Source organism: Aeromonas media (assembly GCF_000819985.1).
Taxonomy (GTDB): Bacteria; Pseudomonadota; Gammaproteobacteria; order Enterobacterales; family Aeromonadaceae; genus Aeromonas; species Aeromonas media.
The window spans coordinates 1-14400 of the sequence record NZ_CDBZ01000190.1 but is presented as its reverse complement, the minus strand read 5'-3'; the positions used below and the strand labels follow the sequence as shown (position 1 = coordinate 14400).

The window sequence follows — 14400 nt, the reverse complement described above, 5'->3', positions numbered from 1 at the left end:
GCCGGGCCCGTTTTTTTATGAGGTGCAGGCTTAGTTGGCCTTGGCATCGCTCACAGCAGCTTCTGCCTTGGTGGCCACGTCAGCAGCAGCCTTCTCGACGGTAGCAGACGCTTCGGAAGCGGCCTTCTCTACGGTAGAGGCAGCTTCGCTAACAGTTGCAGCAACGTCGGCGGCCGGAGTAGCAGCCGGAGCGGCGGCTTCTTCTTTCTGACCACAGGCGGTCAACATCAGACCCAGGATACCGGCTACCAGTACTTTGTTCATGTGCATACCCTCAAAAAAAGATGGAGAGATGGTGTCAATGACCATCACTGTGCGTCTTCGCTCCCGGTAAAAAAAACCAGCCACCGAGAGTCGGGAGGCGCGCGAAATATATCCCCATATGCGGCCAATGAAAACGCGTATCACAATGATATTTTCTCGTTGGCTAGATAAAAAGAACTACTGCAACGACAAATATTAATACAATACGCCTTTATTGACGCAAGACAGCACAATTAAACACCAACAAGAGGACGGTTGTCAGTCAATCGTTGCCATTTTGGCTGTCATCATCCGTGACGGGAAAGAGTCCTCAGTCAGACAGCTTCTGACAGCTCAGCCGCCGCCCCTGGCTGTCGCTCTCTCTGGCCAGATCCAGCAGCGCCATCACCGCCAGAGCCTCCACCGCAGGCACCGGATTGCCGGCTTCCCCCCTGATGGCGGCGCAGACACCGCGGTAGTAGGCGCCATAATCCCCGGCCTCCCCGCTCACCGCCTGCGCCCGGGACTGCCCCTCCACCATGCGGCTGAGCTGGCCGGGCTCAGGATCCAGGCCCCAGTTCGCCGCAGGCGGGCGCAGACCGAGCTTGAGCTGCTCCTCCTGCACATCCATGCCGAACTTGATGAAGGATCCTTCGCTGCCGTGGATGACGAAGCGCGGCATGATGGCAGAGACCAGGCAACTGCCGTGCAGCACGACCCTCATTTCGCCATAGCCCAGCACCACGTGGAAGTAGTCATCGCTCAGGGCGCCGGGGCGCTGGGCAGCCAAATCAGCCTGGATCCAGTCCGGCTGACCGAACAGCTGCAGCGACTGATCGAGGATGTGGGGACCGAGATCGAACCAGAGCCCGGAACCCGGGCCGCCCGCCTCGCGCCAGCGTTGACGCACCTCGGGGCGATAGCGATCGAAGTGGGATTCAAACTGGGCGATCTTGCCCAGTGCCCCTTCTGCCAGCAGGCGGCGTACCGTGAGGAAGTCGCCGTCCCAGCGCCGGTTGTGGAAGATGCTGAGCAGCCGCTGCTGCTTCTCGGCCAGCTCGACGAGCGCCTCGGCTTCGACCAGATCCAGCGCGAACGGCTTGTCGATCACCACGTGCTTGCCCGCGAGCAGCGCCTGACGAGCGATGGGGGCATGGGTATCGTTGGGTGTCGCTATCACCACCAGATCGACAGTGCTGTCGGCCAGCACCTCGTCCAGCGAGCCGACGCGGCAGCCGGGCAGCTCGGCCTGTACCTTGGCGGCATCCCGGCTCACCACCCAGCGCAAGGCAAGCCCGGGAGTGCTGGTCAGGAAGGGGGCGTGGAAGGTCTGGCCTGCAAAGCCATAGCCCACCAGGGCGGCGTTGATTGTCTGACTCATGGGATTCTCCGCTGAACTGTCCAATATGATAGGCACCTGGCAACTGTGCGCCCAAAAAAGCAAGGGGGCCAGAAGCCCCCGCTTGCGCTCATCAGAGCACAGGATTTATTGCAAACACAAGCGGCGTCCCTGCCGTGTCATCAGCATCAGCAAGGGGGGCAACAGCAGCCACATGTGCAGCGCCAGCTGGCTCAGGGGATCCGGCATCAACCATCCGGTGATCCCCACCAGGGCGCCGGAGCCGCTCATCTGGAACAGGCCGAGCAGGGCGGCGGCGGTACCGGCGCAGTGACCGAAGGGGGCCAGCGCCATACCGGCCGAAGCCCCCAGTATCATGGCAAAGCCGATGCTGGAGAGGAACACGGGCCCCATCATCGCCAACGGATGCGCCAGGTGCATGGTCAGCGTCAGCAGGATGGCCGACAGCAGCAATACCAGCAGGCCGATGCGCAGGGTACGTCTCGGTCCCACCCTGGCGATGAAGCGCGGCGCCAGGAAGCAGGCCAGGATGTTGAGCGCCGCATTGGCGGTGAACCAGTAGCTGAACCCGTTCATGTCCAGACCCAGCTTCACCATCAGCTGTACCGGCGCCGCCGTGACATAGGCCAGGATCACCGCCATCGCCAGCATGCAGAGCGCCGCGTTGAACAGGAAGCTCGGGGAGCGCAGCACAGGGCTGTAGCGGGACCAGCTGATGAGCGGGCCGCTGCTGCTGGTCTCTTCTGGACGGGTCTCCGGCATGCGCCACAACAGCCAGCTGCCTACCACAACGGCATAACCCGCCATAAACCAGAAGTTCGCCGACCAGCCCGCCTTGGCGGTGAGCCAGCCACCGAGCAGGGGCGCCAGGGCGGGAATGAAGCAGATGGCGCCGTTCAGGTAGGAGATCATCTGGCCGCTCTTCTTGGGGCCATAGCTGTCACGCACCACCGAGAAGGCGGCCACCGAGGTGGCACAGGCACCGAAGCCCTGCAGCACCCGCGCCAACATCAGCTCACCCAGGCTGGCGGCAAAGCCGGCTGCCAGGGCGCTCAGCCCGTAGAGCAGCACGCCCCCCAATGCGATAGGTTTGCGGCCATAGCGATCGGCGAGCGGCCCCACCAGCAGTTGGCCCAATCCCATGCTGAACAGGAACCAGGTGATGGTGCCCTGCATCAGGGTCACCTCGGCTCCCAGTTGCTCGGCCATCTGCGGGATGGCAGGCAGATAGATGTCGATGGCCAGCGGGCTGAACAGCACCAGGAGTACAAGCAGAAGAATCAATGGCATCAGTCACCTCAAGGCCTAGGGGGAAAATCGATTGGGGCGCGAGTCTACTGACTCACAGTAATGAATTGAAATGGTATTTAATCACTTTGGTTATTCCTTCCTGGAAACATGTATCCATTCTACCTCTCAGGGGGTGGAACCCGGATCGTCCGTCGGCACCGGATCCCGGGCAATTGGCGCTTTTCCTAAACCCCTGCCCCGCATAGAATGCGCAGATTATTTTTGCGGAGGTGTGTGATGAACAAGCTTGTCCTGGCAACAGGGAACCAGAAAAAGGTGAAGGAATTGGCCGCCATGCTGGCCGATATGAAGATCCAGGTGATCCCACAGAGCGAGTTTGCGGTCTCCGATGCCGACGAGACCGGCACCACCTTCGTCGAAAATGCCATCATCAAGGCACGCCACGCCGCCCGCATCACAGGCCTGCCCGCCGTGGCCGACGACTCCGGCCTCGAAGTGGATCTGCTGCACGGTCGCCCCGGTGTCTACTCCGCCCGTTTTGCCGGTGCCGGTGCCAGCGACAAGGAGAACATCGACAAGCTGCTGGCCGAGCTGCAAGGCGCCCCCGACTACCTCAAGAGCGCCCGCTTCTGGTGCGTGCTGGTCTACATGCGCCACGCCGACGATCCCACCCCCATCATCTGCCAGGCGAGCTGGGAGGGGATGATCATCGACGAACCCCGCGGCCAGCATGGCTTTGGCTATGACCCCGTGTTCTTCGTGCCCGACCACGACTGCACCTCGGCCCAAATGCCGGCAGAGCTCAAAAACCAGCTCAGCCATCGCGGCCAGGCTCTGGTCAAGCTCAAGGCGGCGCTGGCCGCAGCGCACTGAGACCCGACCGGGCGCCGGGATACGCCGGCACGCATTTCATCTACAATGGGGGCCAGCCCGACCGGCCCCCATTTTGATTTTTTGAATACTGGAAACACCATGCTGCAACTGCCGCCCCTCTCCCTCTATATCCACGTGCCCTGGTGCGTCCAGAAGTGCCCCTACTGCGACTTCAACTCTCACGCCCAGAAGGGGGAGCTGCCCCACCTCGAGTACGTGGCCGCCCTGCTGGAGGATCTGGATCAGGATCTGCACTGGGCCCAGGGGCGTCCCCTCTCCTCCATCTTCATCGGCGGTGGTACGCCGAGTCTGCTCTCCGTGGAAGCCATGCAAGCGCTGCTGGACGGGGTGCGCGCACGCATCGCCCTGACCCCGGATTGCGAGATCACCATGGAGGCCAACCCGGGCACGGTGGAGGCGGACAAGTTCGCCGGCTTCCAGCGGGCCGGCATCAACCGCATCTCCATCGGGGTGCAGAGCTTCCAGCAGGGAAAATTGACCCGCCTCGGCCGCATTCACGGCCCGGAGGAGGCACGCAAGGCAGCCGAGCTGGCCCACGCCATCGAGTTGCCCACTTTCAACCTGGATCTGATGCACGGCCTGCCGGATCAGAGCCTGGAGGACGCCCTCTATGATCTGCAGCAAGCCATCGACTGCGCACCGCCGCACCTCTCCTGGTATCAGCTCACCATAGAGCCGAACACGGCGTTCGCCTCCAAGCCCCCCAAGCTGCCGGAAGATGACACTCTGTGGGACATCTACGAGCAGGGTCACGCCATGCTCACCGCCCAGGGTTATCAGCAGTACGAGATCTCGGCCTACGCCAAGGCGGGCTATCAGTGTCGCCACAACCTCAACTACTGGCGCTTTGGTGACTATCTGGGCATCGGCTGCGGCGCCCACGGCAAGGTGACGGTTCTCGCGAACCAGCAGATCCTGCGCACCGCCAAGGTGAAGCACCCCAAGGGGTATCTGGACCCTGCCCGCCCCTATCTGGACAGCCAGTGGACGGTGACCGAGGACGATCTGCCGCTGGAGTACTTCATGAACCGCTTCCGGCTGTTTGAACCGGCTCCCAAGGCAGAGTTCGAGGCCTATACCGGGCTGCCCCTGGAGCGGGTGGAGACTATGCTGGCGATTGCCCAGACCAAGGAGCTTATCGAGGATCTCGGCGACAGCTGGCAGTTGACGTCCCTCGGCCATCGCTACCTGAACGTGCTGCTCGAGCTCTTTATGGACGAATAAGCCGACGGGGCATCAACATCTGGCTTCACCGCCAAAACAGAGAGGGTGCCCATGGCACCCTCTCTGTTTCAGTCATGCCTCGCGGCAGAAACCCGCTCAGCAGCAGACGCGCATCATCTGCTGTTGACCGGGCTCCCACCGCTTGCCGTGCTTGGCCTTGCGCTGGTAGCTGCCCTTGCCCTTCTTGCTTGGCTCGACCCTGGCCTGAAACAGGGATGAGGTCACCAATGCCTTGAGGTGGTTGTCCTGGATGACCCCGCGCTGATGATCGTGGACGGGGTCAGTGGTGGCGAGGGCCACCTTCTTCTTGGCCATGCTGGCTCCTTTGCAGTGATGGTGATGAATGGCACTTTGCCGAACGAGAGGCCGGGGCGGCAGCTCAGGACGGCGAAAAAACGCACCGATTGTGCGCCTCTTGCCGCACGCCTGCAAGGGCTCAGGCCGGGTGATAGACCACCCGTACCAGGCCGCTCGGCAGCACTGTGCTGGACACAGGCACCAGGCGCCCGGGCAGGGCGCCGGCAAACAGGGAAACGCCGCGTCCCAGGGTGACCGGCACCCAGAACAGGATCAGCTCGTCCACCAGCCCGGCCTGCAGGCCCTGCCTCACGACCTCACCACCATCCAGATAGATGTGGCGCGCCCCCTCCTGCCACAACTCCCCGAGCACCTGCGCCAGCGCCCCCTGCCGAAAGGAGACGTGAGGCCGAGGCTCGGCTGGCCTGTGGGTCAACACCACCACGGGTTTGTCGCCGTAGGGCCACTCGGGGAAGGTGCGCACTATGTCATAGCTGTTACGCCCCATCAGCAGCAGATCGGTGCTGGCCATCAGGGCGCTGTAGCCGGTCTCCTCCTGGGAGTCGCTGTTATAGGGATCCAGCCAGGCAAGATCGTTCCCCTCCCCCGCGATAAAGCCGTCGAGGGAGAGGGCAAGGAAGGCAGAGATCCGGGGGCGATGATGTTCAGTGTTCATGGTCGTGATGCTCGTGACGGGAAGGGGCGCCGGATTCCAGGGTTTCCAGGATGGCGCAGTGCTCCGCCGAGCGCGGGCCGCCGCAGCAGATGTCGGAGAGCGACTTCAGGTTCTCGCGAAAACGGGTCAGCTCCACTATCTTCTGCTCCACCTGTTCAAGCTTGGCATCGGCCACCGCCTTCACCTCCTGACAGGTCACGCGCGCCTTGTTGGTGTCGAGCGAGAGCAGTTCACCGATATCCGCCAGGGAGAAGCCCACCGACTTGGCGCGGATGATGAACTCCAGCCGCCGCCTGTCCTGCTCGCCGTAGAGGCGATAGCCCGACTCGTTGCGGATCCCCGGCGAGATGAGTCCGTTCTTCTCGTAAAAGCGCAGGGTGTCCGCCTTCACCCCGCACGCCTTGGCCAGTTCCCCGATCCGATACATCCTTCCTCTCCCGCCAGACATGGTACTCAATATAAACCGGCTTCCACTATCGCCCCTTTGCCCGGCGATTGCCAGCCAAAGGCAGGAAAGCAGTAGACAACCCGGGCCATCCCGACCCATTACCCTCAAAACACTGAAAAGACAAACGTTTCGCAAAAATCCACCAGAAAACGTTTAACACCGCACCACACAAGGCTTTGTCTCTTTAAAAAATCCACCACAGCTCACATTTTTTGTGTAGAATACGCGCCCACAAGAGAGCGTCGCGTCAAGCGGGCATTTCCTAAAACGCTTTTGCCGGCTCGCCGGACGAGAGTGGTTTGCGAAATCCCCCACTTCCATTTATTTGGGGACTCTCTGTGTTGAGCCTCGCCTCCCATGGAACGGTCCCCGTTATGCTGAGGACGATAGTGTGATGGAACAAGCTCGACCCATTCGCCGTGCGCTGCTGAGTGTGTCTGACAAGACTGGCATCCTGGAATTTGCCAAGGCACTCAACGAGCGTGGCGTGGCCCTGCTCTCCACCGGCGGAACCGCCAAGCTGCTGGCCGACGCGGGCCTGCCGGTGACCGAGGTCTCCGACTACACCGGCTTCCCCGAGATGATGGATGGCCGGGTCAAGACCCTGCATCCCAAGGTACACGGTGGCATCCTCGGCCGCCGCGATCGGGATGACGCCATCATGGCCCAGCACGCTATCTCCCCCATCGACATGGTCGTCGTCAACCTCTATCCCTTCGCCGCCACCGTGGCCAAGCCCGGCTGCACCCTGGAAGACGCCGTCGAGAACATCGACATCGGCGGCCCGACCATGGTTCGTTCCGCCGCCAAGAACCACAAGGACGTCACCATCGTCGTCAAGGCGGCCGATTACGGCCGGGTGATCGCCGAGATGGATGGCAACGGCAACAGCCTGACCCTGGCTACCCGCTTCGATCTGGCCATCGCAGCCTTCGAGCACACCGCCGCCTACGACGGCATGATCGCCAACTACTTCGGCACCCTGGTCCCCTCCTACGGTGACAACAAGGAGGGTGACGAGGAGTCCCGCTTCCCGCGCACCTTCAACGCTCAGTTCATCAAGAAGCAGGACATGCGCTACGGCGAGAACAGCCACCAGGCTGCCGCCTTCTACGCCGAAGAGCAGGCCGCACCGGGCTCGGTGGCAAGCGCCGTCCAGCTGCAGGGCAAGGCACTCTCCTACAACAACATCGCCGACACAGACGCGGCGCTGGAGTGCGTGAAGGAGTTCGCCGAGCCGGCCTGCGTCATCGTCAAGCACGCCAACCCCTGTGGCGTCGCCATAGGTGACGACCTGCTGGGTGCCTACGATCGCGCCTACCAGACCGACCCCACCTCCGCCTTTGGCGGCATCATCGCCTTCAACCGCGAGCTGGATGGTGCCACTGCGGCGGCTATCGTTGCCCGTCAGTTCGTCGAGGTGATCATCGCCCCCAGCATCAGCCAGGCGGCCCGCGAGGCGGTGGCAGCCAAGCAGAACGTGCGTCTGCTGGAATGCGGCCAGTGGACTGCCCCGGCCCAGGGTTTTGACCTCAAACGCGTCAACGGCGGCCTGCTGGTGCAGGAGCGGGATCACGGCATGGTCACCTTGGGGGATCTGACCGTGGTCAGCCAACGCCAGCCGAGCGAGGCCGAACTGAAAGACCTGCTGTTCTGCTGGAAGGTCGCCAAGTTTGTCAAGTCCAACGCCATCGTCTACGCCAAAGACGGCCAGACCATAGGCGTGGGTGCCGGCCAGATGAGCCGGGTCTACTCCGCCAAGATCGCCGGCATCAAGGCCGAGGATGAAGGGCTGACCGTCGCGGGCTCCGTCATGGCCTCCGACGCCTTCTTCCCGTTCCGCGACGGTATCGATGCCGCCGCGGCCGCAGGCATCTCCTGCGTCATCCAGCCAGGTGGCTCCATGCGTGACAACGAGGTGATCGAGGCCGCCAACGAGCACGGCATGTGCATGGTGTTCACCAACATGCGCCATTTCCGTCACTGATGAGTCAGGGCCGCCACTGGCGGCCCTTTTGTTGTCTCTTTTCAACTGACTATTTTCAACCGCTACCCCAGGCGGTGATCACAAATAGAAGCGAGCGATACGATGAAAGTACTGATCATTGGCAACGGCGGCCGTGAGCACGCCCTGGCCTGGAAGGCCAAGCAATCCCCCATGGTGACCCGGGTGTTCGTCGCCCCCGGCAATGCCGGCACCGCCCACGAGGGCAGCATAGAGAACGTCGCCATCGAGGCGACCGACATCCAGGGCCTGCTGGCCTTCGCCAAGGCCCAGCAGATCGGTCTCACCATAGTCGGGCCGGAGGCGCCCCTGGTGAAAGGGGTAGTGGATGCCTTCCGTGCCGAAGGGCTCGCCATCTTCGGCCCGACCGCCGCCGCCGCCCAGCTGGAGGGCTCCAAGGCCTTCGCGAAGGACTTCCTGGCGCGCCACGCCATCCCCACCGCCGAATACCAGAACTTCACCGAGGTGGAGCCCGCTCTGGCCTACCTGCGCGAGAAGGGTGCCCCCATCGTCATCAAGGCTGACGGTCTGGCGGCAGGCAAGGGCGTCATCGTCGCCATGGAGCTCGAAGAGGCGGAAGCGGCAGTGCGCGACATGCTCTCCGGCAATGCCTTCGGCGACGCCGGTGCCCGTGTGGTGATCGAGGAGTTCCTGGACGGGGAAGAGGCGAGTTTCATCGTCATGGTGGACGGCGAGCACGTGCTGCCCATGGCCACCAGCCAGGATCACAAGCGGGTCGGCGACGGCGACACCGGCCTCAACACCGGCGGCATGGGGGCCTACTCCCCGGCGCCCGTAGTGACAGATGCGGTGCATCAAAAAGTGATGGAGCAGGTGATCATGCCGACAGTGCGCGGCATGGCGGCCGAGGGCAACGTCTACACCGGCTTCCTCTACGCCGGTCTGATGATCGATACCCAGGGCAACCCCAAGGTGATCGAGTTCAACTGCCGCTTTGGCGACCCCGAGACCCAGCCCATCATGCTGCGGATGCGCTCCGATCTGGTGGAGCTCTGCCTGGCCGCCTGTGCCGGCAAGCTGGATCAGGTCGAGGCCATCTATGATCCCCGCGTCGCCATCGGCGTGGTGCTGGCGGCGGGCGGTTACCCCGGTGACTACCAGCAGGGCAAGCCCATCAGCGGCCTGCCGGTGGAAGAGGCAAGCGGCGAGAAAGTATTCCATGCCGGCTCCCAGCTGGCAGGAGACACCATAGTCACCGCCGGTGGTCGCGTGCTGTGCGCCACCGCGCTGGGCCACACCGTCGCCGAGGCGCAGCAACGCGCCTACCAGCTGGCGGGTCGCATTCAGTGGGACGGTGTCTTCTACCGCAAGGACATCGGCTGGCGTGCCATCGAGCGCGAGCAGGCCAAGTAAAGGCTGCCTCTCCACACCGAACACAAGGGCCTGCGGGCCCTTTTTGCTGCCCGGGCCACCGGGAACCGCCCTGCCGGCCCAAGACTTCCCCCCAAGCCCGGCATGGTAGTGGCCGGCGGCATCCATCCCCTTCGCACCTCTCGCCGCCTCGGGTCCACGGCCCCGGGTTGCCGCCCTGTTTCCGCCCCCGGCTCATCTCCTTCTGACTACATATGTACAGCACAATGCACACATTTCGTCACAATTGGTCGCACTTTCCCCATACAATTGCCCCGCTTTCATGGCATCATGCTGTATGATACCGCACTCAAATGAGTGCCATAAGAACCTGCAATGTTGTCGTCTCATAAGGAAATCCCATGTTGAAAACTGTGCGTCCCCTGCTGCTGCCCCTGATGTTTGGTCTGATGACCCTGCCCGCCATGGCTGGCGATCTGGAGCAGCCGATGAAGAAGATCGGCTTCAACTACAAGCAGGCCGTCAAGGCAGATGATGCGGCCACCATGGAGAAGCACATCAAGGAGATGAAGGCTCAGCTCGATGTGGCCAAGGAGAGAAACATGCCGACCGCCAAGAAGGAGAAGTTCCTCGAGGGCATGAACAAGGTGCAGAGCGAGCTGGATGCCAGCCTGGCGGCCCTGCAGGCCGGTGATCAGGAGAAAGCCCAGGCACACCTGGCCAAGGTCAATGACCTGAAGAAGGAGTACCACCAATATGCCAAGCAGAAAGGCTGACCCCTTCCACTGGGATGGTCTGGTCCGCCTCACCCATTGGGGGGTGGCGGCAGTCTGCATCGGCAACCTCTGGCTCAACGAGGCGGGTGAGGAGTGGCATGAGTGGCTGGGCTATGGCGCCATGGCCCTGATCGGGTTGCGCCTGCTGTGGGGGCTCACCCTGGCACGGGGCCATGCCCGCCTGCGCGCCCTCATCCCGAGCCGGGACGATTTCCGCCAGCAGGCCGTGGCACTACGCGAGCGCGCCCCTGCGGCGCCCGGCCATCACGGCAGCGGCAAGCTGGCGGTCTGGGTACTCTGGCTGCTCGTGCTGGCGACCGCTGGCAGTGGCTGGTTCCAGAACACCGAGATCGGCTTCGAGCTGGGGGCGGACGACTGGCACGAATGGTGTACCTGGGCACTGCAGGCCATGATAGCCCTGCACCTGTGCGCCATCGTCTACACCTCCTGGCGCCAGCGCAGCAACCTGGTGATCCGCATGCTGCCCCGCCGTCGGCGCCAGGTATCGCAGCACCAGCAGGAGCCCCATTTCTGAACCAGACGGGCATCATTGTGCCCGTCTTTCCTTACCCGCTCATCCGTCTGCAGACCGCCCCTTTCCGGTGGCCACAGTTGCTTTAGCCCCTCATCGGCCACGACGCTTCCCCTCTTGCCCTCCGCTGTCATGAAAGCATTTTCATTCACAATTCTTAACTAATCTCCGCTGTTCGATTTTCAATCGCCTCGATTTCATGAATGCTACAGAGCCGAACGAGGTTGTTTGTGGTCCGTTCGAAATAAAGACAGTGACACGTCAATTACAAGATCGAAGGGAAAATCGTCATGCACAACACAGTGTTTCGAACCGCCATGCTCGCCGCGGTGCTGGGCTCATTCAGCCACACAGCCGCCGCCGAAGGCGTCATGGTCCATCTGTTCCAATGGAAATTCAACGACATCGCCACCGAGTGCGAGACAGTGCTCGGTCCCAAGGGATTCGGCGGTGTCCAGATCACCCCCCCCGCCGAGCACAAGCAGGGCAGCCAGGTCTGGTGGACCGTCTATCAACCCGTCAGCTTCAAGAATTTCAACAGCTTCGGCGGTAGCGAGGCGGAACTCAGAAGCATGATCGCCCGCTGCAACGCCGTCGGGGTCAAGGTCTACGCCGATGCCGTCTTCAACCAGCTGGCCTCGGGCACCGGGACCGCCACCGGCGGCGGCAGCTACAACTCGGGGCAATATCAGTATCCCCAGTTCGGCTACAACGACTTCCACCACAGCGGCGACATCACCAACTACGGCGACAGCAACAACGTCTGGAACGGCGCCCTCTACGGCATGCCGGACCTCAATACCGGCTCTCCCTACGTGCAGGATCAGATTGCCACCTACATGAAGACCCTGCTCGGTTGGGGCGTGGCGGGCTTTCGTATCGATGCGGCCAAACACATGGCCCCGAGCGAGGTGAAGGCCATCCTCGACAAGGCAGGCAGCCCCAAGGCCTACCTGGAGGTGATCGGCGCAGGCGGAGAGTCCCCCGACATCCAACCGGGCCGCTACACCTACATCGACACCGTCACCGACTTCAAATACGGCACGGATCTGGCCGCCAACTTCAACAGCCAGATCAAGAATCTCAAGACCCTCGGCGAGAGCTGGGGTCTACTCCCCTCCAACAAGGCCTTCGTCTTCGTGGTCAATCACGACCGCGAGCGCGGCCACGGCGGTGGCGGCATGCTCACCTTCATGAGCGGTGCCCGCTATGACTTGGCCAACACCTTCATGATGGCCTGGCCCTATGGCTGGAAGCAGGTGATGTCGGGCTATCGCTTCGAGAACATGGGCACCTATGAAACCGACAAGGGGGCACCGGGCAGCACGCCTTGCACCGATGGCCAATGGAACTGCGAGCAACGTCGCCCGACCATCATGAACATGGCCCTGTTCCACAACAGGACCGAAGGCCAGCCAGTCAGCAACTGGTGGGATAACGGCAACAACCAGATAGCCTTCGGTCGGGGAGACAAGGGCTTTGTCGCCATCAACAACGAGAGCGGCAGCCTGATAGCCTCGGTGCAGACCGGCCTGCCAGCGGGCGAGTACTGCAACCTCCTGGGGGGAAATGACTACTGCAGCGGCGGCTATGTCACCGTCGACGGCAGCGGCAAGGCCAGCCTGAACGTGCCCGGCATGAAGGCGGCCGCCATCATTGCCGGTTGCACCAAGGCCAGCCCCTGCGGTGGTTCTGCACTGCCGGGCAACAAGTTCAGCAGCATGAACCTGCGCGGCACCCCCAACGCCTGGGGCAACACCCCCATGACAGTCGATGCCAACCGTGTCTGGTCCGCCACCCTCACCCTGACCGGCAACGGTGACGCAACCGGTGCCCAACGCTTCAAGTTCGATGTCTTCGGCAACTGGGCCGAGAACTACGGCGACAACGAAGGGGATGGCATCGCCGACAAGGGCAGCAGCAAGGATATCCTGGTCAGCGGGGCGGGCAGCTACCGCATCACCCTGAGCGAAGGCGACCTGCGCTATACCGTCACCCCCCTCACCAGCAACCAGGCACCGGTCGCCGCCCTCTCGCCCAAGACCCTCAGCATCAAGACGGGGGAAAGCGTGGTGTTCGATGGCTCCGCCTCCACCGATGATGAAGGTGTGGCGAGCTACAGCTGGTCCACCGGCGGCAGCGCCCCTACTGAAACCGTCCAGTTCGATACCCCGGGCACCCATACCGTCACCCTGACGGTCAGCGATGCCGAAGGGCTGACCGCCAGTGCCAACGCCACTGTGACAGTCACCGACAGCAACGGCGCCTACAACAGCGTGCTGCCCACCCTGCACCTGCGCGGCACCCCCAATGCCTGGGGATCCCTTGCCATGACGCTGGTTGCCGACAACCAGTGGGAGGCAATACTCACCTTCGACGGCCAGGCCAACCAGCGCTTCAAGTTCGACGTCAAGAGAGACTGGACCCAGAACTACGGTGACACCAACAAGGATGGCGTAGCCGAACAGGGGGGCGCCGACATACTGACCACGGTCAGCGGCCAGTATCGCGTGCGCTTCAATGACCAGACCCTGCAATACAGCCTGAACCCGGTCAGCATCGGCTATGCCAAGAACATCGTCAGCCTGAATATCCGTGGCACCACCAATGGCTGGGGCACAACCCCCATGACGCTGGTGAGCGATCACCTCTGGCAAGCCAACGTCAATTTCACCGGGACCGGTGATGCCAGCGGCGGCCAGCGCTTCAAGTTCGACGTCAAGGGAGACTGGACCCAGAACTACGGCGACACCAACAAGGACGGCGTGGCCGAGCTGGCCGGGACAGACATCACCACGGCAGTAATCGGTGCCTATGTGGTGCGCTTCAACGACCAGACTCTGACCTACAGCTTGAGCGCCCAGTAAGCCTGAACACTAGCCCCAGGCTTTCACACTCTCGGACACTGAAACAGGCCTCCTGCCATATCGGCGGGAGGCTTTTTCGTATGACGGGCCCCCACTTGCCGACGGGCAGGCATACTGCGTCTTCATCCCCCGAGACGCGCCTCCCCTATCGGCGCACATGGCGCCCTATGCCTAGGATCTGGACCGGCGCTGGTGAGCGCCAGAAACGACAAAGCCGCTCACGAAGAGCGGCTTTGTCTGAATGTGGTGGCCCCTGCCCGACTTGAACGGGCGACCAATCGATTATGAGTCGACTGCTCTAACCAACTGAGCTAAGGGGCCATGATGTTGGTTTTGCGGCGTGGATTATAGGGGATGCAGGATAAGCCGTCCATAGGCAGATCAACCACTTGGCGAGTTTTTGTCCATCTATCACCCAATCTGTGCTCCGGAGCAACCATAGCGCCAAACCGGATAAAACAAAGCCCCGCGTGGCGGCAATGCTGTTCACTTAAG

14 protein-coding genes and 1 tRNA gene are annotated in these 14400 nt (G+C 62.4%); 7 read left to right on the top strand and 8 right to left on the bottom strand.

Translation table 11 applies throughout. The features are described from left to right. Positions 1–30 precede the first annotated feature (30 nt). From BN1127_RS16115 to BN1127_RS16105, 3 genes are all read right to left on the bottom strand, one after another. Positions 31–264 carry a hypothetical protein gene (locus BN1127_RS16115; RefSeq protein ID WP_025328222.1) on the bottom strand — a complete coding sequence of 78 codons (234 nt, stop codon included), beginning with the start codon at positions 262–264 and terminating at the stop codon, positions 31–33. Between the two features lie 310 nt (positions 265–574). Further along, positions 575–1624: an oxidoreductase gene (locus BN1127_RS16110; RefSeq protein WP_042650102.1), complete on the bottom strand. Its 1050-nt coding sequence runs from the start codon at positions 1622–1624 to the stop codon at positions 575–577. Between the two features lie 105 nt (positions 1625–1729). Next, a complete protein-coding gene (locus tag BN1127_RS16105; RefSeq protein ID WP_042650101.1) occupies positions 1730–2893 on the bottom strand; it encodes a multidrug effflux MFS transporter in 1164 nt (387 codons plus the stop codon). A 237-nt stretch (positions 2894–3130) separates the two neighbouring features. Here BN1127_RS16105 and rdgB point away from each other — a divergent pair, with 237 nt between their 5' ends. Both rdgB and hemW read left to right on the top strand, forming a co-directional pair. Continuing rightward, positions 3131–3727, top strand: coding sequence for an RdgB/HAM1 family non-canonical purine NTP pyrophosphatase (gene rdgB, locus BN1127_RS16100; protein ID WP_042650100.1), 597 nt, complete (start codon positions 3131–3133; stop codon positions 3725–3727). 99 nt (positions 3728–3826) lie between these two features. Then, positions 3827–4972 (top strand): radical SAM family heme chaperone HemW, encoded by a 1146-nt coding sequence (gene hemW, locus BN1127_RS16095; protein WP_042650099.1) that lies wholly within the window; start codon positions 3827–3829, stop codon positions 4970–4972. A gap of 96 nt (positions 4973–5068) precedes the next feature. Here hemW and BN1127_RS16090 read toward each other — a convergent pair whose 3' ends face one another. The 3 genes from BN1127_RS16090 to zntR all read right to left on the bottom strand — a co-directional run bounded on the left by BN1127_RS16090 (position 5069) and on the right by zntR (position 6372). Continuing rightward, a complete protein-coding gene (locus BN1127_RS16090; RefSeq protein ID WP_042650098.1) occupies positions 5069–5287 on the bottom strand; it encodes an alternative ribosome-rescue factor A in 219 nt (72 codons plus the stop codon). 121 nt (positions 5288–5408) lie between these two features. After that, on the bottom strand, positions 5409–5945 hold the full coding sequence (locus BN1127_RS16085) for a dihydrofolate reductase family protein (RefSeq protein WP_042650097.1): 537 nt from the start codon (positions 5943–5945) through the stop codon (positions 5409–5411). Continuing rightward, the gene (gene zntR / locus BN1127_RS16080) at positions 5935–6372 is read right to left on the bottom strand and encodes a Zn(2+)-responsive transcriptional regulator (protein ID WP_005331131.1); all 438 of its coding nucleotides are present in this window, start codon (positions 6370–6372) and stop codon (positions 5935–5937) included. Before zntR ends, BN1127_RS16085 begins: the two co-directional genes overlap by 11 nt. A gap of 415 nt (positions 6373–6787) precedes the next feature. Here zntR and purH point away from each other — a divergent pair, with 415 nt between their 5' ends. The 5 genes from purH to BN1127_RS16055 all read left to right on the top strand — a co-directional run bounded on the left by purH (position 6788) and on the right by BN1127_RS16055 (position 13905). Further along, positions 6788–8380: a bifunctional phosphoribosylaminoimidazolecarboxamide formyltransferase/IMP cyclohydrolase gene (gene purH / locus BN1127_RS16075; RefSeq protein WP_042650096.1), complete on the top strand. Its 1593-nt coding sequence runs from the start codon at positions 6788–6790 to the stop codon at positions 8378–8380. Positions 8381–8482: 102 nt separating this feature from the next. Further along, a complete protein-coding gene (purD, locus tag BN1127_RS16070) occupies positions 8483–9772 on the top strand; it encodes a phosphoribosylamine--glycine ligase (protein ID WP_042650095.1) in 1290 nt (429 codons plus the stop codon). Positions 9773–10131: 359 nt separating this feature from the next. Then, complete coding sequence (locus tag BN1127_RS16065) at positions 10132–10506, top strand: cytochrome b562 (protein WP_041205049.1); 375 nt, start codon at positions 10132–10134, stop codon at positions 10504–10506. After that, entirely contained in the window at positions 10487–11041 is a 555-nt protein-coding gene (locus BN1127_RS16060; RefSeq protein ID WP_042650094.1) for a cytochrome b/b6 domain-containing protein, read from the top strand. Before BN1127_RS16065 ends, BN1127_RS16060 begins: the two co-directional genes overlap by 20 nt. A gap of 287 nt (positions 11042–11328) precedes the next feature. Then, positions 11329–13905, top strand: a complete 2577-nt coding sequence (locus BN1127_RS16055) for an alpha amylase C-terminal domain-containing protein (RefSeq protein ID WP_042650093.1) — start codon at positions 11329–11331, stop codon at positions 13903–13905. A 244-nt stretch (positions 13906–14149) separates the two neighbouring features. Here the strand turns inward: BN1127_RS16055 and BN1127_RS16050 are convergent. Then, positions 14150–14226: transfer RNA gene (locus tag BN1127_RS16050), tRNA-Ile, on the bottom strand. Further along, positions 14217–14400: hypothetical protein (locus BN1127_RS22900; RefSeq protein ID WP_231557508.1), on the bottom strand; the 184-nt coding region annotated here is incomplete at its 5' end. The genes BN1127_RS16050 and BN1127_RS22900, both read right to left, overlap by 10 nt.